Origin of the sequence: Leptospira brenneri (assembly GCF_002812125.1) — a bacterium.
Lineage (GTDB): Bacteria > Spirochaetota > Leptospiria > Leptospirales > Leptospiraceae > Leptospira_A > Leptospira_A brenneri.
This window is the reverse complement of sequence record NZ_NPDQ01000004.1, coordinates 179795-204455: the sequence shown is the minus strand read 5'-3', so window position 1 is coordinate 204455 and position 24661 is coordinate 179795. Positions and strand designations below refer to the sequence as shown.

23 protein-coding genes are annotated in these 24661 nt (G+C 39.0%); 7 read left to right on the top strand and 16 right to left on the bottom strand.

Annotated elements, in window-relative coordinates:
• Positions 1 to 25 precede the first annotated feature (25 nt).
• Positions 26 to 1480 (bottom strand): tetratricopeptide repeat-containing protein, encoded by a 1455-nt coding sequence (locus tag CH361_RS10045; protein ID WP_100790953.1) that lies wholly within the window; start codon positions 1478 to 1480, stop codon positions 26 to 28.
• A gap of 20 nt (positions 1481 to 1500) precedes the next feature.
• Positions 1501 to 1881, bottom strand: a complete 381-nt coding sequence (locus CH361_RS10040) for a YopX family protein (protein ID WP_100790702.1) — start codon at positions 1879 to 1881, stop codon at positions 1501 to 1503.
• A gap of 94 nt (positions 1882 to 1975) precedes the next feature.
• Between CH361_RS10040 and CH361_RS10035 the strand changes: the two genes are divergently transcribed.
• Positions 1976 to 2749, top strand: coding sequence for a ParA family protein (locus CH361_RS10035; protein ID WP_100790701.1), 774 nt, complete (start codon positions 1976 to 1978; stop codon positions 2747 to 2749).
• Positions 2750 to 2773: 24 nt separating this feature from the next.
• Here CH361_RS10035 and CH361_RS10030 read toward each other — a convergent pair whose 3' ends face one another.
• Positions 2774 to 4153 carry an ion transporter gene (locus CH361_RS10030; protein ID WP_100790700.1) on the bottom strand — a complete coding sequence of 460 codons (1380 nt, stop codon included), beginning with the start codon at positions 4151 to 4153 and terminating at the stop codon, positions 2774 to 2776.
• A 79-nt stretch (positions 4154 to 4232) separates the two neighbouring features.
• Here CH361_RS10030 and CH361_RS10025 point away from each other — a divergent pair, with 79 nt between their 5' ends.
• Entirely contained in the window at positions 4233 to 4553 is a 321-nt protein-coding gene (locus tag CH361_RS10025) for a YbaB/EbfC family nucleoid-associated protein (protein WP_100790699.1), read from the top strand.
• 105 nt (positions 4554 to 4658) lie between these two features.
• On the opposite strand, the gene CH361_RS10020 is transcribed toward CH361_RS10025, so the two are convergent.
• Both CH361_RS10020 and CH361_RS10015 read right to left on the bottom strand, forming a co-directional pair.
• Positions 4659 to 5390: an OmpA family protein gene (locus CH361_RS10020; RefSeq protein ID WP_100790698.1), complete on the bottom strand. Its 732-nt coding sequence runs from the start codon at positions 5388 to 5390 to the stop codon at positions 4659 to 4661.
• Between the two features lie 102 nt (positions 5391 to 5492).
• The gene (locus tag CH361_RS10015) at positions 5493 to 6341 is read right to left on the bottom strand and encodes a flagellin N-terminal helical domain-containing protein (RefSeq protein WP_100790952.1); all 849 of its coding nucleotides are present in this window, start codon (positions 6339 to 6341) and stop codon (positions 5493 to 5495) included.
• Between the two features lie 204 nt (positions 6342 to 6545).
• Between CH361_RS10015 and CH361_RS10010 the strand changes: the two genes are divergently transcribed.
• Positions 6546 to 7112, top strand: a complete 567-nt coding sequence (locus CH361_RS10010; protein WP_100790697.1) for a cob(I)yrinic acid a,c-diamide adenosyltransferase — start codon at positions 6546 to 6548, stop codon at positions 7110 to 7112.
• Complete coding sequence (locus tag CH361_RS10005; RefSeq protein WP_100790696.1) at positions 7091 to 8431, top strand: peptide MFS transporter; 1341 nt, start codon at positions 7091 to 7093, stop codon at positions 8429 to 8431. The genes CH361_RS10010 and CH361_RS10005 overlap by 22 nt, the downstream gene beginning before the upstream one ends.
• Positions 8432 to 8502: 71 nt before the next feature.
• Here the strand turns inward: CH361_RS10005 and ptsP are convergent, their stop codons facing one another.
• The 6 genes from ptsP to CH361_RS09975 all read right to left on the bottom strand — a co-directional run bounded on the left by ptsP (position 8503) and on the right by CH361_RS09975 (position 15164).
• Positions 8503 to 10230, bottom strand: coding sequence for a phosphoenolpyruvate--protein phosphotransferase (gene ptsP, locus CH361_RS10000; RefSeq protein WP_100790695.1), 1728 nt, complete (start codon positions 10228 to 10230; stop codon positions 8503 to 8505).
• A 62-nt stretch (positions 10231 to 10292) separates the two neighbouring features.
• Entirely contained in the window at positions 10293 to 11201 is a 909-nt protein-coding gene (gene lpxC, locus CH361_RS09995) for a UDP-3-O-acyl-N-acetylglucosamine deacetylase (RefSeq protein ID WP_100790694.1), read from the bottom strand.
• Between the two features lie 177 nt (positions 11202 to 11378).
• The gene (gene mce, locus CH361_RS09990) at positions 11379 to 12152 is read right to left on the bottom strand and encodes a mammalian cell entry protein Mce (RefSeq protein ID WP_100790693.1); all 774 of its coding nucleotides are present in this window, start codon (positions 12150 to 12152) and stop codon (positions 11379 to 11381) included.
• Positions 12153 to 12184: 32 nt separating this feature from the next.
• The gene (locus CH361_RS09985) at positions 12185 to 12973 is read right to left on the bottom strand and encodes an ABC transporter ATP-binding protein (protein ID WP_100790692.1); all 789 of its coding nucleotides are present in this window, start codon (positions 12971 to 12973) and stop codon (positions 12185 to 12187) included.
• Between the two features lie 8 nt (positions 12974 to 12981).
• Positions 12982 to 13758: an MlaE family ABC transporter permease gene (locus tag CH361_RS09980; RefSeq protein WP_100790691.1), complete on the bottom strand. Its 777-nt coding sequence runs from the start codon at positions 13756 to 13758 to the stop codon at positions 12982 to 12984.
• Entirely contained in the window at positions 13755 to 15164 is a 1410-nt protein-coding gene (locus tag CH361_RS09975; RefSeq protein WP_100790690.1) for a hypothetical protein, read from the bottom strand. The genes CH361_RS09980 and CH361_RS09975 overlap by 4 nt, the downstream gene beginning before the upstream one ends.
• Positions 15165 to 15211: 47 nt before the next feature.
• Here CH361_RS09975 and CH361_RS09970 point away from each other — a divergent pair, with 47 nt between their 5' ends.
• Positions 15212 to 16261: an ATP-grasp domain-containing protein gene (locus tag CH361_RS09970; protein WP_100790689.1), complete on the top strand. Its 1050-nt coding sequence runs from the start codon at positions 15212 to 15214 to the stop codon at positions 16259 to 16261.
• On the opposite strand, the gene CH361_RS09965 is transcribed toward CH361_RS09970, so the two are convergent.
• The 5 genes from CH361_RS09965 to CH361_RS09945 are packed head-to-tail and all read right to left on the bottom strand — an operon-like array spanning position 16230 to position 20740.
• Positions 16230 to 17630 carry a high affinity choline transporter 1 gene (locus CH361_RS09965; protein WP_100790688.1) on the bottom strand — a complete coding sequence of 467 codons (1401 nt, stop codon included), beginning with the start codon at positions 17628 to 17630 and terminating at the stop codon, positions 16230 to 16232. The genes CH361_RS09970 and CH361_RS09965 overlap by 32 nt on opposite strands.
• A gap of 3 nt (positions 17631 to 17633) precedes the next feature.
• Entirely contained in the window at positions 17634 to 17909 is a 276-nt protein-coding gene (locus CH361_RS09960; RefSeq protein WP_100790687.1) for an exodeoxyribonuclease VII small subunit, read from the bottom strand.
• A 9-nt stretch (positions 17910 to 17918) separates the two neighbouring features.
• The gene (gene xseA / locus CH361_RS09955) at positions 17919 to 19196 is read right to left on the bottom strand and encodes an exodeoxyribonuclease VII large subunit (protein ID WP_100790686.1); all 1278 of its coding nucleotides are present in this window, start codon (positions 19194 to 19196) and stop codon (positions 17919 to 17921) included.
• Complete coding sequence (locus CH361_RS09950) at positions 19197 to 20306, bottom strand: AI-2E family transporter (RefSeq protein WP_100790951.1); 1110 nt, start codon at positions 20304 to 20306, stop codon at positions 19197 to 19199. It abuts the gene before it with no gap.
• A gap of 2 nt (positions 20307 to 20308) precedes the next feature.
• On the bottom strand, positions 20309 to 20740 hold the full coding sequence (locus CH361_RS09945) for a hypothetical protein (protein ID WP_100790685.1): 432 nt from the start codon (positions 20738 to 20740) through the stop codon (positions 20309 to 20311).
• A 93-nt stretch (positions 20741 to 20833) separates the two neighbouring features.
• Here CH361_RS09945 and CH361_RS09940 point away from each other — a divergent pair, with 93 nt between their 5' ends.
• Complete coding sequence (locus CH361_RS09940; RefSeq protein ID WP_425268679.1) at positions 20834 to 21472, top strand: DedA family protein; 639 nt, start codon at positions 20834 to 20836, stop codon at positions 21470 to 21472.
• Between the two features lie 27 nt (positions 21473 to 21499).
• Positions 21500 to 24649: a PP2C family protein-serine/threonine phosphatase gene (locus tag CH361_RS09935; RefSeq protein ID WP_100790683.1), complete on the top strand. Its 3150-nt coding sequence runs from the start codon at positions 21500 to 21502 to the stop codon at positions 24647 to 24649.
• Positions 24650 to 24661 lie beyond the last annotated feature (12 nt).

Below are 24661 nucleotides of genomic sequence, written 5' to 3'. Positions count from 1 at the left end.
TTTTAGTCTCCGTAGGGGCTGACTATCATTGTATTTTTGGTTTATTCAAGTAATATTTTCTTTTATGCGATTTCCCGTTTGGGGAATTAAAGAATGGTTCAAAAAGTGGATCTGTATCCATTTTTTCCATTAAACTAAAATCATTCAATAATGCTTGGTGAGTCCAGAGATTTCCTTCACTTTCTCTGTTTGTGGCAAAAGAGGCTCTGCCTAATTTATAATATACTACAGATAAAAATTCTCGTTCCCCTCCGAGAATTTGTGCCCTTTTTAAATTCGTATACGCATCTTCATAACGACCAAGACTGAGTTCACAAGAACCGCGGTAATAAAATAAGAAAAACCGAGGGTAAGCAGTCAACCTACGACTATTTAGTTTTTCTAGACTAACCAAACAAGCATTAGGATCTTTGTCCATAAATTGTGAATAAGCTAAGTTTAATGAGATTTCAGGACTGATTTCACCGTGAGTTTTACGGTAAATTTCCGCAGTTTTTTGGTAACTATCCTTTGCTGTTTTGTAATCTCCGAGTACGTACAAATAATAATAAGATTTATATATTAATACATCCAGGGAATCCGATTCACAAACTCTTATGGAAAAAAACTCATCTAAGGTTTTGGTAAAGGATACAAAATCTCTTTCGTTGTATTCGATATTTGCAATTTTTTTGAGTAGTGAACAGGTTCTAGAGGTACCGTTGGAAACTTCCTTTTTATATTCCATTAAAGACTTTCTGTAAAATTTTAAAGCCTCGGGAAAGTTTTGGTTTGTTTCGAAACGAATGGCTTCTCTTTCTTCTTTTTCTCCCACACCTTCACAATAAGTTTCTTTTTCGTTTTCATAATGACAGATTCTTTCTCGAAATCCGTTTTCATTCGAATCATATTCTACTCGGACCAGTTGGCAGTTTTTGAAATACCACCATTCATCCATGGCACCAAAATCGTTTTTATCTTTGGTGATTTCTTTGGGGCAACCTGATTGTGAATAATAAGTGAAACTATCTTTTTTGCCGTTTTTGGTTTCGTCTTCCTCTGTTAAAAATAGTTGTCCTTTGGAATCATAATAATCCCAACGATAAGGAAAAAATTCTTCTTCATTCAAAAAGAAAGAAAGTTTCAATAAGGAACCTCCTTCTTTCCAACCGGAAAAACAGGAAAAAGAAAGTTTCCCACTCAGGAAATTTTGTGCGGGATCTCCATAGAATTCAGTTAGGTGAGATCTAATGTCTTGTTTGAACCTTGGATAAGGGAGGTTAGAATGGTATTTATCTAAATACTTTTGGCAAAACCAAAAGATTTCATGGTTGAGTGATTCTTTGTGTAACACTCCTGGAATCTCGCCCCCGAATCGAAAGGTAAACCGTTTGGGGCTATGATCTGAAATTTCAAATTTTTCTTTAGAGTTTTGAACAGCCTTCCAATAATCCTCTAAGAGATTGGCCTTCAGAGGATTATTGAATAAAAAGAAAACGATACTGGTGGAAAATAAAAATCTCAAGATTTACTTTTTAGATACAAATCGTAAAGAACAGGGTTTTCGTAAGGGTTACCAACTTTGCGGATCGAAAAAAGTTGCAAAAGTGGAGGTCCATTTTCTAAATAAAAAGCCCCGTGTTCATTGTTGTACCGTATAATGCCTGTATGCTGAGTTAGGTTTCCACCTTTGGCCACAGTATGTTCAATGATATCTTCTTCGAATAAGTCTTTGTCGTATTTATCTTTTAGGCCGGTAAAACTATTCACTATAAAATTGTCTTCATTGGTGATAGGCTGGCCAAACTTTAAAAGTTTTCCATCTAGGGTTAAACTAAAGCCTTTCTGAGAGAATTCTTTTTCTTGTTTGTCCCAAACGCGGAACCGAATCGTGAATGCCATAACTGAACCCAAATTAAGGACTACGAAGTCCTTTCCAAGGAAAATTCAAAAAAAATCGGTGGTCAAAGGGTGAATTAGGAGAATTCTATGCCCCATGAAGGTCATCTCAGTTTCCAATATTAAGGGAGGGAGTGGAAAATCCACTACAGCAGCCCATTTGGCCTGTGCACTGGCGAGGCGTGGAAAAACCCTGGTTGTGGATATGGACATGCAGGGGGATTTAACGGACTATTGTTTGCCCGATTTGGATCTTACTTCCCTAGAGGAATCTAATGTGATGACTGTTCTTCTCGGAATGAAACGAATGACTGACTGCATTCGAAAAACGAGTCAATTCGATGTTTTACCTTCTACTCTTAGTTTGGCAAAACTTACCAAATACAATCCAGATTCTAGTAGCCTCTGTTTGCAGTTCAAACGAGCTTTGGATGAAGTGAGAGATACTTATAAGTTTGTTATCATCGATACTCCAGGTTCGGCTAAACACGAACTAACGACTGCTATCTATAATTCCAATTTAATTTTAATTCCGGTAACTCCTAGTAAATGGACCATCCGTGCAGTGAATTTGCTTCTGGATGAGATCACACAAACAGAAACTATTTTTAGTCAAAAGAAAAAAACAGCCTTTGTTCCTTCTTGGTTTGGAGCATCCAAAAAACATCGCGATCTTCTCGAAAAATTAAAACAAATCGAAGAGATTCCAACTCTTGGTGAGATTCCCAAATCAGAGACCATCAAAACAAAAACAGAAAAACAAGAACCATTAAAAAAAGACAGTAATGCATGGCATGCTTTTGATCGTTTGGCGGACGAAGCCATTTCTCTTGTGGATCCAGAAAATTCGATTTTGTCTTTAAAACCTTAAAGAAGAGAGGGCTCATCCATCCCTTTAATTCATTGAATGAGGTTTATTTCTTTTACTCTTTCGTTTGGTGGATTGATTTTTTTTTCGTTCTTTTGCAATCATTTCTATATGTTTGGCAAATCCTGGATGGTGTTTTAAAACTTCAGCGAACCGGTCTTTTCCCAAAGTATATACATCACAATAGGAACCAGCTTTGATCGTGGCGGTTCTTAATGAATTATCGATAAGACTCATTTCTCCAAAAAAAGAACCTGAGTTTAAAGTTGCAACGAGTTCCCCTGTATTTTCTTTAATTACTTCTACATGACCTTTCGATAAAAAGTACATATTGTGCGGAACATCCCCCTCTCTAAAAATGACATCTCCTTTCATATAAAAAGCAGGTTTTAATTCTAAAACTACTTCTCGTTTTAATTCTTCGGGAGCGTCTTTAAAAAAAGGAACTACTGAAATCAAATGGTTATGTAAAAACATGGATACATCAATTTTGATCCCTGAAGGAAGTTGGTCCCAAATTTCCGTTTCATCAATTCCATGTTTGTTTTCCCAAAGATTGACATAGTAGGAACGAATGCGATTGGCGAGATGTGGTGGCAATTTTTTGTATTTGATAAAACTATCAATGGTATTTAGTTTTTCTTGGAATGTAACCCGAGAAACATCTAAATTTGAGAGTAAGGTGGCAATATTACCAATGACATATCCATAGATACCTACACCTAAAATCATCACACCCATTGTATAAATTGTTTGTTTGTTGGTAATTGGAGTGATGTCTCCGTAACCAATTGTTGTCAGTGTGGTGACGGACCAGTAAAGTGCTCGAATGTATCTTGTGGTCATATCTTTATCGGATAAAAATTCAGGACCTAAATGAATCCATCCGCAGGCTACCCAATGGGCAAAGAGGCTTGTCCAATACACAAAAAAGATCAAACGAAAGGTCATGGGATTGATCACTTCTACTAGTTTGAAGCGGTCATCTGAATCAGTACCGAGTGCCAAAAGTCGAAGGGATTTAAAAAGTTCGAAAACTCTGACAGACCGGAGGAGTCTTAAAATTTTTAATCCATCTGTTACTCCCAAGTATTGGAAAAAAAATCCACCAAAAAGGTCAAAGGGAAAGGCAGATAAAAAATCGATGAGAAACCAAGAACGCAAATAAGTTTTTGTCACGATCTTTCGATTATGGATGAGTAGGCGGTCTTTTAAAATTGCGGTATTAAAGTTCAAAATTACATCGATTCCAAATACAATTTGGATGGCTCTCTCAAAGTAATTGACTCCCGCAGAAAGTTTATAATGAAAGACAAGCCGAATCGGAACTTCAATGGCAAAGTAAGTGATACAGATAAAAACAAAAAGATCCCAGATTCGTTTGTAAGGAGAATTTGGATGGATCATAGTTTCAGTATCGACAAAGATAAGTTTTATATTTGCCTTCTTTTTAAGAAAAATAATCCTGAAAGGAAAAGGGGTGATTATGTTCGGTGGAGCAGGTGGAAACAAGTTTGATATGCTCAAACAGATGAAAAAGATGCGATCGCAAGTAAAAACCATGGAAAAGGAACTTGCCGGTCTCAATTTTGTAGGAATTGCAAAAAATAAACTACTCTCGGTGACTCTGGATGGAAAATTTCAAATGAAATCCATTCAAATTGAGGATGAACTACTTGAGAAAAAAGATAAAAATCTTCTAGAAAAGTCTATCCAAGAAGCGTATACGAAAGCTTTGCAGGATGCACAAGCCGGAGCCGCCAAACAAATGCAAGCTATGGGTGGATTCCCTGGCCTTGGAATGTAATTTAGAAATTTCTTTTCCGGTGATAAAAAAGCCTACATAAAGAATGTAGGCTTCTCGGTCAGATACCAAGGGACAGATTGTCCCTTTTTTTATGTCGTCCTGGTTTTAAGTAGCCGGAACGATTTCCACTTCCACACGTCGGTTCGATCCATCTTTTGGATCTACACCTTTGATCGGAGTCGAAGAACCAAGTCCTTGTACGGTTCCAATTCGTTTTCCTTCCACGCCGTTATCAACGATCGCGTTTTTCGCAGTCACTGCTCGGTCTTGGGACAATCTTTGGTTTAGGTCTTCTGCACCTGTGCGGTTCGCGTGACCAGAGATATTGATTTTTGTTTCTGGGTAGGCTGCAAGTGCTTCTGCTAGTTTATCAATATTTTCTTTCCCTTTTCCTTTGAGGTCAGCCTTTCCATCTTCGAAAGCAATTCCGCCGTCCATAGTGGCAGTAAGAGCAACTGTTTCGCCGCCTCTTTCACTTTTTTCAAGAGTGATTCCTTGTTTTTTCATCTCTTCTGCCATGTTGTCATACATTGTATTGAGATAGAAGCCAGTTCCAAGTCCCGCCAAACAACCAGCTCCAAGTCCTACAATCTTACCTTTGTTTTGTGGTTTTTTCTTTTCTAATGCAAGAGATTCTTTAATTTGTCTTTGGAAATCGTTCTTTTTGTTTTTAGTATCTTTTTTTCTTTGTGCTTCATCATAAACAGCACCAAGCGCAAGACCCACACCACATCCGATCGATGTGCTAAGAATTAGTCTTTTTGTGTTTTCCGATAGTCCACAAGCGACTGTGGAAAGTAATGATAGGGAAAGAATTCCGGAGATGATTTGTTTCAAAGTGATTGTCCTCGCTTACACTATTCTGTGAAGTATAAGGACAAAGTTTGAAGAAATCCTCCCTGTTTGCAAGGAGGATTTCCTTTTCTTTTTCGATCGGGATTAGTATCTGTCCGTGAGGAGTTTTACTACGGATTCCGGTCGAAGGTTTGCTTGTGCAAGCATCGCCACACCTGATTTTGTGAGGATTTGGTTTTTGGAATATTCTACCATTTCCGTCGCCATATCAGCATCCCTTACTTGCGACTCAGAAGAAACAATGTTCACGTAGTTGTTACTCAGTGATTTCAAAGTTAAATCCAATCGGTTGTAATAGGCACCTAGGTCAGACCGCAAGCGGTTGACTTTAGTGATTGCGTCGTCCAAAACTTGGAGTGAGTCGGAAGCTTTGTTTGGAGTTGATAGGGTCAACTTCGTTCCGCCTTGTTTCAGTTTGAGGGAAGAACTGGTCATCGTATTGATGTAAAGTTCTATCTTTTCTGATCCGTTGGTTCCCACTTGCAAGGTCATTGGATTTTTGGAGGAACGTGAAAACCTTCCATCCAATGGTTTGATTTTGTTAAACTCAGCAGAAGTTCCGATTCGTTCCACTTCTTCGACAAGTTGGGAGACTTCTAACTGGACTAGTTTTCTGTCTTCGTTAGAATAAATCCCGTTTGACGATTGAACGGAAAGTTCACGTAACCTCTGTAAGATTGAGTTTACTTGGTCTAAAGATCCTTCGGTGACCTGAAGGAACGACATACCATCCTGGGTATTTCGTTCTGCTTGGCCAAGGCCCCGAATTTGTGATCTTAATTTTTCGGACACAGCAAATCCCAGGGAATCATCCCCTGGCCTGTTGATTCGCATACCCGTTGCTAGATGCTCCATGGATTTATCCATGTCACGCCCGGTGTTTGAGAGCGCTCGTTTTGCAACTAGCGCGCTGATGTTGTGATTGATAATCATTGTCACACCCTCCTGTGTGTCCATGACCCGCCTGTTTCCCTACATGCGGAGAAAAGCAAAAACCACTGTCCAGAGTATCCGTACTCATCGGGAAGAGAAGGGGTTGCCTGTCCTTGGTTCTTCCGTGAATTTTGCCTTTCCAGAATATTCTATACCAAAAAACTTAAGCCTGTAAAGAAATTTTAGAGGGTAAGGAGCAGGAAATTGAAAATCTACACCAAATTTGGCGATGGTGGCCAGACCTACCTTGCTTCTGGAATCAAGGTCTCCAAAACAGATCCGAGAGTGGATCTCTACGGAAGTTGTGATGAGTTGAATAGTACGATAGGCCTTGCTCTTTCTTTTTCCAAAGATTTGCCCTTGGATTCTAGATTTATCGATCATTTAAAAAGTATCCAAAGTTTTCTTTTTGAAATTGGATCGGAACTTGCAGGTTATGTACCGAGGGATTCGAAAGACGGAACCGTAGTTCACTTGTCTGATGTAGAAGGTTTAGAAAAAGAAATTGATCGCTTGATGGAAGTTTTACCTGAGATTAAATTTTTTATTTTGCCTGGAGGATCTTCTATGGCAAGTGCCCTTCATATTGGAAGAACCATCTGTAGACGTTTGGAAAGAGATCTTTTGGTTTATATTGAATCGGGTGGAGAAATTCATACCGATTTAAGAATTTATCTCAATCGCCTTTCTGATTATCTATTTGCGGCTGCTCGGTTTGTTAATTTTTCGATCGGACAAGAGGAAACCATTTGGAAAAGCAGAACCAAATAGAACTAGAGTTACATGAACATCCGAAAGGAATCACTCCACTTTTTTTGACAGAAATGTGGGAGAGACTTAGTTATTATGGGATGAGGGCTCTCCTTGTTTTGTATTTGGTAAAGTCGCTTGGTTTTTCTGATGCGGATGCTGGAGCAGTTTACGCATTCTATACGAGTTTTGTATACCTAACTCCAGTTCTCGGAGGATTTTTAACAGATCGTTTCTTGAGTTACAAGTTTTCCATTTATCTGGGAAGTTTTTTAATGTTATGTGGGCATGTGTCCTTAGCATTTTCTGATTTGTCTTTTTTTTATCTGGGTCTTATCTTACTCGCACTTGGAAATGGTTTTTTTAAACCCAATATGTCGACCATCTTTGGTAGGTTATATGATGGAAAACCGGGACTCCGAGACAGTGGGTTTACCATTTTTTATATGGGGATTAATTTAGGAGGACTCATTGGTCCCATTATTTGTGGGAGTCTCGGCGAACGAGTAGATTGGCATTTGGGTTTTTTATCTGCCGGTGTGGGTATGGCTATCGGAATGGTGGTTTTTTATTTTGGTAGTAAAAGATTACCGGATTCGATTTGGCAAAAACAAAAGGAAGGTTTTGTGAATACAGATTCCGGTGTAGAGGATTCTGAGACAAAACCAAAAATTTTACTCATAGTCCTTCTATCTTTTTTTAGCATCTTTTTTTGGATGGCCTTTGAACAAATGGGTTCGTCACTCAATTTATTTGCCTTAAGAAATACGGATCGGTTTTTACTAGGAATGGAAATTCCGGCATCTGTATTACAATCCATAAATCCGCTTTTCATTTTACTTTTTGGTCCGATTGTTTCTGTAATTTGGGCAGGTCTTGCCAAACGGAACCAAAACCCAAATCCGGTTTTAAAATTTGTTTTAAGTCTTGTTTTACTCGGAATTGGATTTTTGGTAATGGTTGTTGCGGCCAAGTATGCAGAAACAGGTGTTTCTGTTTCTATTTTGTTTTTGGTTTTTGTTTATTTTTGGAATACTTTAAGTGAACTTTGTCTTTCTCCGGTCGGTTTATCCTTTGTGAGTTTTATGGCACCAACAAAGTATGCATCGGTTCTCATGGGAATTTGGTTTTTGTCCAATGCCTTTGGGCATTATGCAGCAGGAATCCTTTCTGGTTACCAAAACCAGTGGGGAAGTATGACCAATTTTTATGGATTCTTTGTACTTTGTTCTTGGATAGGTGCGATTCTTTTGTATGGGATTTACACTTGGAGGAAAAAATCAATCCTCCATTTACTAAAAGGAAAAGAAGAGGTAAGTCCCTTATCTGCGCAACCTTAAACTAAAAAATAGAAAAAGTAAAATACGATTTCTTAGTTTAAGTTAGTTGCCATTCATTTTTTTCCAATGGATTATCCCTTGGTTTCTAAAACAAGGGTTTCGATTTCTTCAAATTTTTCTTCGCCTGCAAGACCAATTACTTGTTCGGCGAGAAGTTTTGCCTTCCAACTGGAGATTTCCTGAACTTTTTCGCCCACCTCACGCATGAGAGGCAAAGCGGAACTCAAATCGCGAAACCCAAGTCCAATAAGAACCGCAGTAAACATAGGATCACTTCCTATCTCTCCGCAGATACTGATAGGTTTCTTTTGTGAATTGGCAACATCTGCAATGTTTTTTAGTAATAACAGAAATACCACTTGCCAAGGATTGTATAAATCTCCCACCAAATGGTTGTTCCGTTCTACAGCTAGTAAGTATTGCAAAAGATCATTGGTTCCCACACTGTAAAAATCTACATGATTACCCAGAAAGGGGAGGTTTAACGCGCAGGCAGGAGTTTCTACCATAATCCCAATGGGAATTTTTTTAGTAATCACAAGCCCTGTTTGTTTTAATTCCTCTAAACATTCTGCGACAAGTGCCTTTGTTTGTAAGATTTCAGAGAGAGTGGTAATCATAGGAAGCATGATCCGCATGGTTCCAAATTCGCTCGCACGAAGTAGTGCTCTAATTTGTTCCTTAAAAAAATGTGGATGGCGGAGGAGATAACGAATCCCCCTGTTTCCTAGAAATGGATTGGCCTCTTCATATCCATTTTCCATTTTATCAGCACCGATGTCCCAAACTCGGAAAGTGACTGATCTACCTACCATTTTTAATAAGATTCGTTTATAAACTGCAAATTGTTCTTCTTCAGTGGGTTTGAATTCCACATAACGAATGAAAAGGATTTCGGTTCGGACAAGTCCAATCCCATCAGCCCCTTGTTCAAAGGCCAAATCCACTTCGTCTTCGGAGTCAATATTGGCCCTGAGGGAAAACTTTTTACCGTCTTTAGTTTTGATCTCTCTTGGTCCATCGCTGATTTCGCGAATGGGTTGAGTTTTTTGAATTTCACTTCTGATTCCAGCTAGTTTGATTTCATCAATGCCTGGAGAACGATTCAAAATTCCTTTCGTGGCATCGAGTAAAATATAATCGTCGTCTTCTACGTGTGAGGTGATATTTTTTAAACCCACGATGGTAGGGATTCCATAATTTCTGGCAATGATGGCTGTATGTCCCGTTTTTCCACCAAAGTCAGTGGCAATTCCCCGAAGTCTACTTTTTCCTAATTGGATCATTTCGGAAGGAGTGATTTCTTTTGCAATGAGGATGACATCATCTGGAATTTTGGATTGGTCGCCTGCTTTGTCTGGATAGAGATTGGATTCGATTCGTTTTCCAATATCCAAAATATGGTCGGCACGTTCCCGAAAGAATTCATCCGGTATGGATTGGAATTCGTCGTATAAAGAACTAACGGCTGTTTCTAGGGCAAGTCCCGCCGATTCATTGTTTTGTGCTATCCTTTCGAAAACTCGGGCTCTGAATAAAGGATCATTTAAAAATACAATTTGAGATTCTAGAATTTCTGATAGTTCACGGTTCTGTTTTGATTTTTGGACAAGGTCACTTAAATCTTCTTCTGTCTTCAGTAAGCCTTTTTTGAGTAGTTCTACTTCTTCTTTGATTTCGTCTGGTGATAAGTCTGTACGATCTTCCCGTTTCCGTTTGAACTGTTTCCACCGGAAAACCTTACCATAAACCGTACCTGGATACGCGGAAATGCCTTTGAATGTGGTTTTTTCTTCCATCCGTCCCTTTGGCAAAAATACTTTTGGAAAGGGAGCGTTTGGAAAGTAAAAAAAGCCGGAATTTACCGAGCGGCTTGTTTTTTAGAGAAAAGTGGAATTCGTTTGCTTTTGAACTGTGTGAGTTCGTTTCCTGTGACTTGGCTCATAATGCACTTGGCAAGAGAGATGTCCAGGGCGTGACCCGCTTTAGAAGCGATCAAATGGCCACGGAAAGGTCTTCCCATCACGGCCAAATCCCCTACAAGATCTAGGATCTTATGGCGGACACATTCGTTGTCATAACGTAAAGTTTCGTTTAAATACCCGTCATCAGTAAGAACCACAGCATTGTCGAGAGACCCACCCATAGCAAGTCCCCTTGCTTGGAGGGCTTCTACGTCTTTCAAGAACCCAAAGGTACGGGCAGGGAGAATGTCTGTTCCCAATATGGATTCGTCGAGAGTGGTTGTATAGGATTGGCCCCGGAGAAGCGGGTGGTTAAAATCGATGCTGTAAGTGACTTTGAGTTCGTCGGAAGGTAACATAACGAGGTATTTATCCCCGTCAACCACCCAAATTGGGTTGGAAATGGTAATGGGTTCGATGGTTTCAGGAAGAACCCGAATCCCTGCAGAGCGGATTCCTTCCCAAAACGGGAGGGAGGATCCATCCATAATCGGAACTTCAACGGAATCAATTTCAAAAATACAATCAGTAATGCCTAGGGTATGGACGGCGGCGAGAAGGTGCTCAATGGTTTGCACTCGGTTGGAACTTCCATCCCCAATGGTAGTGGCGTTACTTGTGTCGACAACATGGTCGAGGGAGACGGGAATTCGGATCTTTTCTGTGCCTTTGTAGAGATAAAAAATCAGTCCTGTATTTGCTTCCGCTGGATGGAGCCGTAAAGTCACCATTTTCCCGGAATGCACCCCAATTCCCCGAAGTGTGATCGAGTTTTGGATCGTTTTTCTATGTATCGCCGTTACCATAATCAGTTCCTACTTACAAATTTGTAGAAAAGGGGGGAGGGACAATTCCAAAACCGGAGGCCCAAGTCAAAAAAATGTCTCTTTTTTACAACAGTGTGGTGGGAATGTGACGCACCTAATTTGTGCGCCAAACCAAAGATTTTTACTACAAAACTGACCGTATTTTACGTGTTAGTGCTAAAATGCGCTGAGAGCCGAACGGATGAAACTGGTCACAGGGGCTTGTTCGCGGGTATCTTCTAGTCCCTCTCTTAGTTCCTTTAAAACCACTTGGGCGTCTCCCAGGGTGGTGTTCACGGATTTGTGAACATCGCTTTCGTTGATGAGTTTTCCGAGAGTTCCCTGGCCTTCGTTGATCTTTCCCGTGATATTGGCTATGTTCTGAACGGTTTTACGGATGTCTGAGCGATTTTCAGCAATGAGTTCTGAAAGGGAAACGAGTGGGTCTTGGGTGACTTTTCCTTGGATGGGCATTAGTTTTCCGGATCTAGGGGAAATCTCTAGCTTCGTCAGAGCCGGTTCCGTCATCAGGTATTCCTTTGTTTTGGGATCCACAGGAAATTTGGAGCCGGGATCCAAAGCAACTACACGACCCGAAAGTAGACTTTCGTTTTTGATATTAATCTCGTAATTTGAGAAAAGTTGGACTTTGCCTTTGAGGAGAAGGGTGAGTTCGACCTTGGTTCCAATTCCCGTTTCTCCATCGGGGAGAAGGTTTCCATATTCATCGATCTGCACTAAACGGATTTTAGAAACATATCCGAACGGAACCCCATGGATGGTGACTTTATTTCCGATTTTAATCCCTTCCGCATCGGGAAAATAAACGGGGAGTTGGTATCCCGATTTTTGAAAGGGACCACCTTCTGTGACAATGGTAAAATAACCCACGGCGACAAGAGAAAAGATAAAAAGAAGACCGACGATGAGAGCGCGACCTATAGTAGGCATTGCCTAAAGTTCTCCTGGATGCAAAAGCAAAGTCAATTGGATTTTCCTTTTTTTAATTCAGAATGGTCCAGAATCATCGGCCCCACCGTGTTTCCATGGATGAACTGTTGGATGACAGGGTTAGGTGATTTTTGGATTTCTTCTGAGGTTCCGCAAAACAAGACTTTGCCTTCATAAAGAAAACTAATCCTGTCCGCAATTCGGTAAGCAGAGCTCATATCATGGGTAACAACAATAGAAGTGAGTCCAAGTTCCTTTTGCAATCGGATCACAAGATCATTGATGACATTGGACATAACAGGATCAAGTCCTGAGGTAGGTTCATCATATAACACGATTTTAGGTTGAGAGGTGAGGGCACGGGCAAGGCCTACGCGTTTTTTCATTCCCCCAGAAATATTACTGGGTAACGTGTCTTTGGCGGGAACTAAATCCAACCATTTTAATTTCTCCATCACAATTCGATCGAGTTCGGCCCCCGAGGCAATTTTATGTTCTCGTAAAGGAAGGGCGACATTCTCATATACGGTGAGCCAATTGATGAGTGCCCCCGATTGGAAAAGTACTCCGAGTTTGGATCTTAGTTCTTCTTTTTTCTTTTCATTTGCAGTGACTATGGATTCACCAAAAATTTGACAATCCCCTTCATCGGGATCGAGAAGACCCGTAATATGTTTCAGACTGACTGATTTTCCTGTACCAGAAGGACCAAGGATGACCATTGTCTCTCCTTGTTTGACAGTGATGTTCATCCCTTGTAAGATCTTTCGTTTCCCGAAAGTTTTATGGACGTTTTTCATTTCGATGGCAAAGGTTTCCATAGTTTCCTTCATTTATAAAATAAGGCTGTCAGCACATAACCAGAAAAAATGACCATGAGGAAAGATGTGACTACTGCTTGCCTTGTGGTTTGGCCTACACCAATCGCACCACCTTCGGTTCTTAGCCCTTGGCTACAAGAAATGGTCGAGATAGTAATCCCAAATACATATCCTTTTAATAATCCTACATACAAATCTTTCAAACCGGGAACCGAAGAAATCCGAAAGTAGACATCCTGGAAATAACTAATCATATCAATTCCGAGTTGGAAATGACCTACAATGGCACCACCTAGGATTCCTAAGGCGGCAGAGTAAATGCAAAGAACAGGAACCATGAGTGAAAAACCTACAATCCTTGGCATCACAAGGTATCTGATGGGATTTATCGACATCACTTCCAAAGCATCAATTTCTTCGGAGACTTTCATTGTTCCGATTTCTGCTGCCATCGCCGAACCGACAGAAGCTGCCAAAATGAGTGAGGTCATAAAGGGGGACATCTCGCGGGTAAGGGTGATCGTGAGTAAAAGGCCAATTTGACCTTCCGCACCAAAGTCTCTAAGTCCAAGACCAGTATTGAGTCCAAGGATCATTCCTGTAAAAATAGAAACAATAGAGACAACAAATAGAGACCCAACACCCGCAATAAACATTTGTTCTAAGATTTCTTTTCTTTTGAAGTAAAGATGATGGGACTGGCCAATCGAACGAAAGAGGAGTAATACAGTAAATCCAATTGCATAGAGGAATGGTTCTACGGTTTTGGAAAAAATTCGTTTCATATTTCCAACCAGAGGAGTTTGTATTTGTTTTTGGAATCGCGGGTATCGATTCCAAAAAATCCATAAGCTAGTTCATAACGGAAACCAGTGGGAGATTTCGAATATTCTAAAAGGATGGGGATATGTATATGCGTTTCTTCTTCTGTCCATCTGTGAGTGTAAAGTCTTGTGATTAAATGCAAACGTTTCTCTCCATTGGACGATCTTTTGTATTCAATGATGGAAAATATTGGTTCCCAAACATCTTCCATAACTTCAAACCTTACTGGAATGATGGCAAGTGTATTCCACCCAAAATTCCCATCGGAATCTTTGTGGTAGCGGAAGAATGGCCATAGTTTCCAGTAATAATCTTCTCTACCAGTTTGGACATATTCACTTTTCATTTGAGAATAAAAAGGTAATAAAAAATGGGAAGTCGATTTTAAGTGAGAAGTATTTTGCGATAAACGAATGTAAAATGGAGTAACAAATTCTGCTTCTTTGTTGGCAAAATAGGAATATCCATAAAAAGGAAAAAAAACTAATTTCTCTGTGTCTTTTTTTTCCGAAGTTGTGTATTGGAAAAATATAAAAAGCGCTGTGTAATTGGTCTGTCCCGTTTTTTTGTCATACCCATAAGAGAATAAAGAGTTCAAAATCGGAAACCAAAGATAGGCTCTACTTTTCATATTCCCATCTTTAGAATCTTTACTATTATAAAATGGAAAAAAAATAGAATAGGATGTTGGTTCTTTTTTATCCAATCTCTCTTCCCCCCATTGGAAAAAAGGCCAAAGAATGGAGTTACGATTGTATTTTCCTTCATGTTCTTTTTTTGAATAGAAAGGAAAAATTCGGAAATCGTTTCTTGTCTCCGATTTTCCCCACATCACTAAGGGCCAAAGGATGGACTTTGCTTCGTAGGTTCTATATTTCCATTCGGAGTAAACAGGAAACAAAACATAACTGAGTTCTTGGTAGGAAAGTTTGTTTCTGATTTTCCCGTAAACGGGAAAGACACTAAAATAGTTTTCTCTTTGTGATTCTCCCTTACCCCAAATGAAAAGAGGAGTAAAAAGAATATCCTCATCATGATCTCCCTCTTCATGTTTGAATCCTGTCCCACTAAAGAAAAATAAAGAAGACCATGTATACCAGTAATTGGTTTCTTCTTTATAATAAAAAGGAGAGAGATAACTTTTAAATCGAAAGGCGTAGGTTTTGTCACTAAAACCAATGTAAAAGGGACGGAAGGCTAAATAACTTTGTCGACCTCTCTTCTCTGATTCATACAAAAACCAAAATTGAGAGTAATCTGATTTGATGTCTTCTGTAAACGAATTGGGTAATTTGGCAAAGACTTGGGAACTGAGAAAGAAGAGAGAAAAAACAATTCCGAATTGAATTTTAAAGCGGGAATCCACGTAATTTCAATATCTTCAAGTTTCTAGAAAAGGAATCAAGTGATTTCATGATCCAAACCAAAATCGCACTGCTTTTCGGAGGTATCTCCGGAGAACATATCATTTCCGTTCGTTCTTCTTATTTCATTTTCAATACAATAGATCGGGACAAATACCAAATTTGTCCTGTTTACATTGACCAATTGGGTAAATTTTGGATTCCCGAAGGAAAAGATCCTGTTTATCCAGACCCTACTGGAAAAACCGATTCTGAATTTTTAGCTGAGTTTTCATCCTCAAATCAAATTGGAGCATCTGTCTCTGGAGCAGGATTACTTGGGCATGGTTTCCAAGCCGCCTTTCTGGGATTACACGGTGGGGCCGGTGAAGATGGTCGGATCCAAGGTTTTTTAGACGTATTAGAAATCCCTCATACAGGATCTGGAGTTCTGGCATCAGCGTTAGCAATGGACAAGTATAGAGCCAATCTACTCTTCCAAACGGCGGGAATTCCTGTGGCACCTTTTGTGGATTTAGAAAAAGGAAAATCAGATGCAAGAAAAATAGTTCTAAATCTTCCATTTGATTTTCCAGTCTTCATTAAACCAACGCTTGGTGGGTCGAGTGTGAATACAGGAATGGCAAAAACACCAGAAGAAGCAATGGTTCTTGTGGATAAAATTTTTGTTTCGGAAGACAGAGTTCTCATCCAAAAATTAATTTCGGGAACAGAAGTTTCTATTGGAGTTTTGGAACGTAAGGAAGGGGAAAAAAGAATTCCTTTTCCTTTAGTGCCAACAGAAATCAGACCGAAGTCAGAATTTTTTGATTTTGAAGCTAAGTATACTAAGGGAGGTAGTGAAGAAATTACTCCCGCGCCGGTTGGTGATGCGATTACCAAAAAACTCCAGGAATACACTCTTCTCTGTCATGAAATTCTTGGTTGTAAGGGTTACTCGCGGACTGACTTTATCATCAGTGATGGAATCCCATATGTATTAGAAACCAATACACTTCCAGGGATGACGGGAACGAGTCTCATTCCACAACAAGCAAAAGCTCTTGGAATTGAAATGAAAGATGTATTTACTTGGCTTCTATTGATCGCTCTTTCTTAGGAAAGAAATACATTCCAATTAAAATGGCAATAAGACTGGCTATGGTTCCGTAAAAATGGCTAGTCATATCGTCCCCATAAACTTCTAAAAAAAGCCAGGTGGTAATTCCCACTAGTAAAGAAAAAAGAGCAGACCTTTCATCTGCTTTTTGACTCATAAGTCCGAAGACCATAGGGATAAATAAAGTCACTAAAGAAATCCCTCCCGAATCCTCCACGAGAGCATAGATGGAAGGTTTTCCAACCGCGAGTAAAAAAGAAATTCCAGCAATGATCAGAACCGAAGTCCTGGAAAGTAAAAGCAATTTTTTATCGTTCATATCTTTGAATGCATACTTTAGAATATTCTCAGATAGAATGGAAGAGGGAGCAAGAATGGCCCCGGAAGCTGTGGACAAAATTGCAGAAATGAGAGCAGAAAAAAACAACACTTGAATCCATGGGCTAGAAAATTTAGAAATCATTGTAGGGATCAGAAGTTGGCCTGTTTCTCCATTTAAGTCAAAATCAGGGATTAAACTTTTTGCATGAAGTCCTAAAAAAAGAGGAATTAAGGCAAACAACAGATAAAGAACGGAGGATAAATAAGAGGCTCGAATGGCAACTTTTTCAGATTTGGCGGACATCACTCTTTGGAAAATATCCTGTTGGGGTAAAGACCCAAAACCCACCACCATCCAAGCGGATAAATACAAAGTCCACGCATGGTAATTTGATTCTGGAAAAAATCGGAAAAAACCATCTGGTTTTTCCTGGATGCTGGACCAAATAGATTTTACACCGTTTAACTCGTATAAAACGAAAACTAAACCAATGATGATAGAGATGGATTGGAAAAAATCGGTCATAGAAACTGACCACATCCCTCCCAGGTAAGTATAAAAAACAACAAGACAAGCCCCGATCACGATGGCTGTGAATTGGTTGATTCCAAATAGAATTTGAACCATAATTCCGAGTGCCACAAACTGTGCGGCGACCCAACCAAAATATGAAAATATCAAACAAATCCCGGCGATAAATTCCATTTTCTTTCCATATCGGTTTCTATAAAAATCCCCAAAGGTAAGGATTTGCATTCGGTAGAGATATTTTGCAAAAACGAGACCTAGTAAAAAGAGACAAAGGGCTCCACCAAACGGATCTTGGATGACAGATAAAAATCCCCCTTTGGCAAATTCAACAGAGGAACCGAGAATGGTTTCGCTTCCGAACCAAGTGGCAAATAAAGCAGCGGTGGAGATGGGGAGGGGTAGGCTTCTACCTGCTAAAATAAAGTCTTTAGAGTTTTTAACCCGTTTGGCCGCATAAACTCCGATGGCGATTGTGATGAATAAATAACCAATGATGAATGCTGCTTGGAAATTCATTTCTTAAAATAAATCTTCTTCCGCAGGTTTAGAAGGACTCTCATCTTTCTTTTTTTTAACAGTCGACTTAACTGTTTCTCCACTTGGTGCCTTGGATAAAAATTCGATTTTAGCTTCAGCATCCACAAGTCTTTCCGAACAGACTTTTTTTAATTCCATTCCTCTTTCATAAGCTTTGATGGAATCTTCTAAGGAAAGAGTTCCCCTTTCTAATTTTTCTGCAATCTCTTCTAATTCGCGGAGTGCTTCTTCGAAACTAATTGTTTTTTTCTCTACCATGCGGAATTCCTATATTTTTTCTTTTACATCTACAAGAAGTTTTCCATCGGAAAGAAAAACTTCTAAACTTTCATTTTCTTTGATACTATGAATGGATGATATGACTTGTTTTTCTTTGTTACGAACTACAGAATAACCTCGTTTTAAAGTTCCAAGAGGTGAAAAATGATCTAATCTTTGTTCGGCGAGCGTGAATTTGTTTTGAATTCTTTCTAAGTAAGATTTCCAATTTTGTGAAAGGGTATCAAACTTTTGAAATTCACTTTGTTTTCGAACCAGATAGTTCTTTCCCAAAAGGGAAATTTTTGTCATTAGTTCATCAAGTTCGGTAGACCTAGATTCTAAAAGAGTTTTGGGATTTTGGAATACAGGCCTTGTGGTAAGTCCCGTCCATTTTTCTTTTCCCAAACGCACCACTGCATTTAGAGCCGCTTTTAGCCTTTCTTCCATTTCATCCAAACGGATGAGGGTGTCAGAAACATTCGGAATCGCAAGTTTTGCCGCAGCTGTAGGAGTGGGTGTTGTTGAGTCCGCAGCAAGGTCTGTTAGAACACGATCAATTTCGTGTCCCACGGCTGAGATAATGGGAATCCGAGAATGGTAATAAGCCATTACCACTGCTTCTTGGTTGAATGCCATTAAGTCTTCAAAAGACCCGCCACCACGTCCTGCAATGATCACATCCACTTCCCATTTCGGATCATTGATTTCTTTAATGGCTTCGATGATTGAGGTCTCAGCTCCGTCTCCTTGTACAAGGCAAGGGGATACTAAAATTTGAATGGATGGGTTCAGGTCAGTGGCAATTCTGATGATGTCTTCTACTGCAGCACCTTTTGGTGATGTAACAATGCCTAGGCGTTTTGGAAATTTAGGCAGAGGACGTTTGTGTGTGGGGTCAAAAATTCCTTTTTCATGAAGTGCCTTTTTTAATTTTTCAATTTTTAAAAGGATGTCCCCTTCGCCAATTTCTTCTACCTTTTGTACGGTTAAACTATAATAGCCACCTGGTTCATAAACAGAGATGGAACCATAAACCAAAATCTCCATTCCGTTCCGAAGAGGAGTTCCTTTATAGTTTTTTGCCTGAAAAGAAAAGAAGGCACATTTGATGACACTAGATGTATCCTTCAGAGAAAAATACATATGTCCGGAACTATTGGTTTGCGAGTGGTTGGAAATTTCGCCTTTTACCCAAATATTTTTAAATTCAAGTGAGTCTTGGAGTTTTGTTTTGATGAGGCGGTTTACCTCACTCACACTGAGAGATGTGTCCACTGTTTCCATTTAAGTGTTTTGAAAACGAGTTTCTCTAAAGATTTTCCAAAAGTCCCAAAGGATGATGACAAGTGTTAAGGCCATAGGGCCAATGATGATTCCGGCAACACCAAACTCTTGTAAACCGCCGATAAGAGATAAAAAAATTAAAAAAGGATGGGTTTTCAATTTTTTATCTAAAATTTTAGGTTTTACTAGGTTCTCTAAAATTAGATAACTTGCAGCTCCAGCAATCATAAAAAGAACACTTCCTGTCCAGTTTTCTTGCACAAGCCCTATATACAAACCAATCGGTAACCAAACCACAGAGGTTCCAATTACGGGAATCAGTGAAAAAATAACAGCAATACTAGAAAGTAAAAACTTATTAGAAACAGATGTAAAAAGTAAAAGTACATAGATGAGAGCACCCTGTAGTAGGGAAATGAAGAGGTTTCCCATCATCACTGTTCGAATGGCTTCTTCGATCCGTCTTCCTAATCTTTCTTCGATTTCAGTAGGAAAGGGGAGTAAAAGAAAAAGTGCATGTTCCATCCGACTCCCTTCTTTGTATAAAAAGAAAAGTAGGATGAAAGTAAAAAAGGCATTAAAGATAATTGCACCAGGAACTTCAAAGGATCCAAGTAAAAATCCAGAAGAGTTTTTTAATAAACTATAAATGGAATCCAAATTGAGAATGTCCATATGTTGGCCCACATATTCGCGGTACATCAGCGGAAGTTTGATCCAGAAAAATTCATTTTCTGTAAAAAAATCGGTGAGCATAGGGCTATTCAGTAATAAAGAAACAATCGATTCTTCGGTGAGTTGGTTTCTGATATAACTAACCAAATTTAAGGATTCCCTAATTAAGGTAGAGAGTATCAAATAAGAAGGAATGAATACACCAGCTAACATCAGGATCACCATAATGTAGGGCGATAATCCATGAAACTTAACTCCGAGAAGGTTCTTTAGTTTTTTATGGATTTTTCTAGTGGTCAGATAAAAGAGTAAAGCAAGGAAACTGGCCCAAAGAAAAGGTTTGAATACAAAAAACAAAGTCAAACAGGTTCCTATAAAAATGGCACCTAAAAGAAGATAGACGATTGTTTCGTTTTTGTTTTTAATCCAACTCATCATTAGTAACTAGAATGTTTTCTAAAATAAAAACGTAGATAATTTGTGTCGCTTCCCGATTCAGAGACAATGATTGAAAGTGACTTTTTGATAAAACCTTCGAGTAAGTAAGACGTCTCACCATTTTTTTCTGTTTTTTCAATGAGTTTCCAATCACCTTGGGCGGCTCTTGCCTCGATTCTGTTTTTAATCATGGCCAATTTTTCTTCGGACTCTATCAGAATGTATGCTTCTTTGGTATGGATATGACTTGTTTTGAATTCACTAGAGTGTAGGAAAGTTGCCTTTTCAGGAAAAAAAGACTGAGGGAAGGCAGGTGGTGCTGAAGTCGGATACTTGGTGATGATGATATTGTCGAATCGATAGATTTCAGTTTGAGGAATTGGTCTACATTCCCAAAGGAGAAGAAGTAAAATGGGGAAAAATCGAAGCATTACGGAAAGCAAATGCTAAAGCATCGATTCCTTCCATTCATTTTTTTAAATCTTTGTTGCCATCTGCCTTAGAGGCATATCTTTTTTCTTGTGTTGGATTTTCTACAGTTTGATGCCTTTCTAACTCGGATTTTGGAGTTACCTCCGGTTGTGCTTTGGGTTTTCTTCTGTTTCTCTAATTTTTTGGAGAATGTATTCCCACCTTGGCCAGGAGATACGGTCACTGTATTTTCTGGGTTTTTATCCTCGAGTCCAGGTTCTCCACTTTCCTTTCTTTCCATTGTCATCGCCACCTATCTCGGAAATTTATTAGGAGCCTTGGTCATGTATTTTTTTGGAGAGAGGTTCTTGCTATTTCTAAAACGATCGCAGTTCCCTTTTTTATCCGCAATCTACCAAGAGGAAAACTTACATAAGACCTTAGATTGGTTTCGTCGTTATGAATTTGTAGTGGTATTACTGTCCCGATTTTCCGCAGGCATTCGGTTCTTTGTCTCGATTGTTGCCGGAATGTCCAAAATGAACATCATTAAATTTGTAGTTTTATATACCTTAGCCATTTCTCTTTGGTGTGGGATCCTTCTTTTTGGTGGTTCCCTCTTGGGATCCAACTGGAACCAAATCGTTGTTATGTTATCTTACTACAACCAAACGATTGGAATTGTTCTTATTTGTGTTTTTTTGTACTTTATATACCAAATTAGGAAGAAAAGAAATACAAAGTTGACATGAATTTGCTCTCTATTAGGGTTTTCTCGCATGAACTCTTGGGGAAATATAGCGTTTGATTTTTATACATTCGGCTCACTCGTCGGTGTTATTTTTACTTTTTACAATGCACAATTTTTTTTAACGGTAAAAGAAAAGTCGGAGGCAACCTACCGATTGGGGATGGGAACACTTTGGCTGGGTCTATTTCATTTAGGGTACCTGGTGAATTTTTCCTTTATGGGACCTGCCTCTGCCTATTTGCGCTGGTTTGTGATCGTTGGCGCAATGGCAGGAGCCACTTATTTAACCAGTTTCTTCCTAAGTTATCCCGAAGTTTACTTTCCTAGACTGAAGAAATATCTTTTTGGGTTTATGAACTTTATCGTTGTGACTGTCACTGGTTACTTTGTTTATGTTAGTTTAACAGCCGGTAGGTTGTTTTTCTTTAGTGGTCATTATTGGGATTTTCCCCTTCCTGTTTTTTACAAAGTATACGCACTGATCGTTTTAGTATTTTTTGTAACATTTTCCCTCGTTGCCATTTTACAGATTTTTAAAATGCCAAAAGAGTCTCGTTTTGCTACGGCAAGCATTCTCATTGCCTTTATCCTTGTCACCATCCTTCCCGGGATTATGAATGCACAATCAAGAGATGGAGCCATTGGGCGTGGATTGTATCAAACAATCACAGATTTGGTTTTGGTGGTTGGACTTTTTGTGGCAAACGTTGTTTATATCAATAACACAAAAGACAAAACCACTATCATTTCAAGGATCATTGGGATATCTCTTGCCTCCTTTCTTTTGGTTTTACAGTTGGTTGCCTATGCGGTGATCCAACAGTCGGAATCCAATTATGATATGGTGCATACAGCTCGGGCCAAAAATTATATCGCGGGACTAGAAACAGACCAAATCCCCAGTTTTCACTATACCTATGATATCAACCAAAAGGAATTTTCTTTAAAACAGGGAATCGCTGAAACCGCTGTAGATCCTGTGGATTATGAATCTGAATATTGGAATTCCTGGGCTTTAGAAACCATTCTTTCTTTTAGAAATAAAAATGATTGGAAGGGAAAAACGGAGAATTTATTACCCAAACTTCCGGACACAAGCAAAGGTTATGCGGCAGAGATCAAACGACTTCTTAGCTTAGATACAGTAAATAGCCCGGAATTACTCATCCAAGAACTAGAATCAGAAAAGCGGAAAATTCTTTATACAAGAAATAAACTCAGAGAAATACCTGCGAAAAATTTTTCAGAGGGAGCTCTCTCTCTCGTTTCTAAAACAGAAGGTCCACTTTCTGGATTTTATGGAGTCGCTCGTACTGTTTTAGATTCAGACATCTCTGAGGAAAAAAAATCAGAAGTCCTCGACCAGATCTTCTCACCAATGCCTAACCATGGAGATAGAAATTACCGTGGGCGCGTTAAGTTTTCAGAAAATAATCCAGAGTATTCGTTTTACGTAAGTTATTTGGTGGTAGATAAGGGAAAAGGCCTTATTCATGAGGTAGGTTATCCTTATTTAGATTACCGGGAATTCCAGGAAGAAGTGACTCTTCCTTGGATCATTGGTGTTTTGTTTTTAGCCTTTTTAGTCATCTTTGGATACCGTCTCTTTTTCTTATTCGCACTTCTTCGACCCATTGAACAAATCATCGAAGGTTTGACTGAGGTAAATTCAGGGAACTTGGAACATAGGCTAACCGTTCACGTAGAAGATGATATTGGATTTATGGCACGGTCTTTTAACCGGATGGTGCGTTCGATCCAAGCAGCAAGAAAAAAATTGGAACAGTATGCAGATCAGCTGGAAGTAAAAGTTCAGGAACGAACCAAGGAATTGGAAAACTCTTTAAAGGAAGTACAATCTTTAAAACACCAACAAGATGGGGATTATTTTTTAACCTCTCTACTTTTACAACCATTTAATGCCAATAATGCGAATCATGATAACGTTCAAGTTGATTTTTTACTCGAACAAAAGAAAAAATTTACCTTCCGCCAATATGAAAAAGAAATTGGTGGGGATTTGAATATTGCCAATCAGATTTTTCTAAATAATAGATCTTATACAGTGTTTTTAAATGCAGATGCTATGGGAAAATCTATGCAGGGAGCAGGAGGAGCACTTGTTCTCGGTTCTGTATTTGAATCTATCATCACACGAACCCAACTCTTAGGAGAGGCAAGAAATACCTATCCAGAACGTTGGATCAAAAATACCTTTTTAGAACTTCATAAAATCTTTGAAGGTTTTGATGGTTCTATGCTTGTTTCTTTGGTTCTTGGACTCATTGATAATGAAACAGGACTTTTGTATTTTATCAATGCAGAACATCCTTGGATGGTTTTGTATCGAGATGGAATTGCGAGTTTTATCGAAAACGAACTGATGTTTCGAAAACTCGGAACCTCAGGAGTCCAAGGAAATTTATATATCAAAACCTTCCAATTGGAAGCAGGGGATGTTCTTCTTGCTGGATCAGATGGAAGAGATGATTTACTCATCTCACATACTGAAGATGGAAAACGTGTGATTAATGAAGATGAAAGACTTTTCCTTCGAGTTGTGGAATCAGGTAAAGGGGAACTTGACGGTATTTATGAAGAACTTCGTAAGTATGGCAGTTTTACGGATGATTTATCTATTTTACGAGTTTCTTTTATTGAAGAAAAAGAAAGATATAAAATTGAAAAGGAAAGACTAAAAGAAATCCAATCGCTTTTACACAAAGCAAAAGAGGCAAGTGAGTCCTCTGACTTACAAGAAGCGGTTTCTTATTTGGAAAAAGCAAATTCTTTGGAAGAAAATATTCCAGAGATCAAAAAGAAATTCATCCAACTCTACTTAAAACTGAAAGACTATGGGAACGCCAAAAAGATGGCCAAAGACTATAGTCTTTTAAAACCAATGGATACGGAGATTATGTACATTACGGCTTTTTGCGCCCGTAAAGTTGCCGATATCAAAACGGCCATTGATTTTGGAGAAAGGGTTCGCCTTCGTGATCCAAATCATGTCAAAAACTTGATCAATTTGGGTCAGACCTATCTAGCCGATAAAAATCTATCTCGGGCGGAGAATATTCTTGGGTCAGCTCTAGAATTGGATCCCGAAAATCCTAGTTTGCAAAGGCTTCTTGACCATATCCGAAAAAAACAAAATAGGCAAGATGTCGTAAACTAGAGTCTAAAGTCT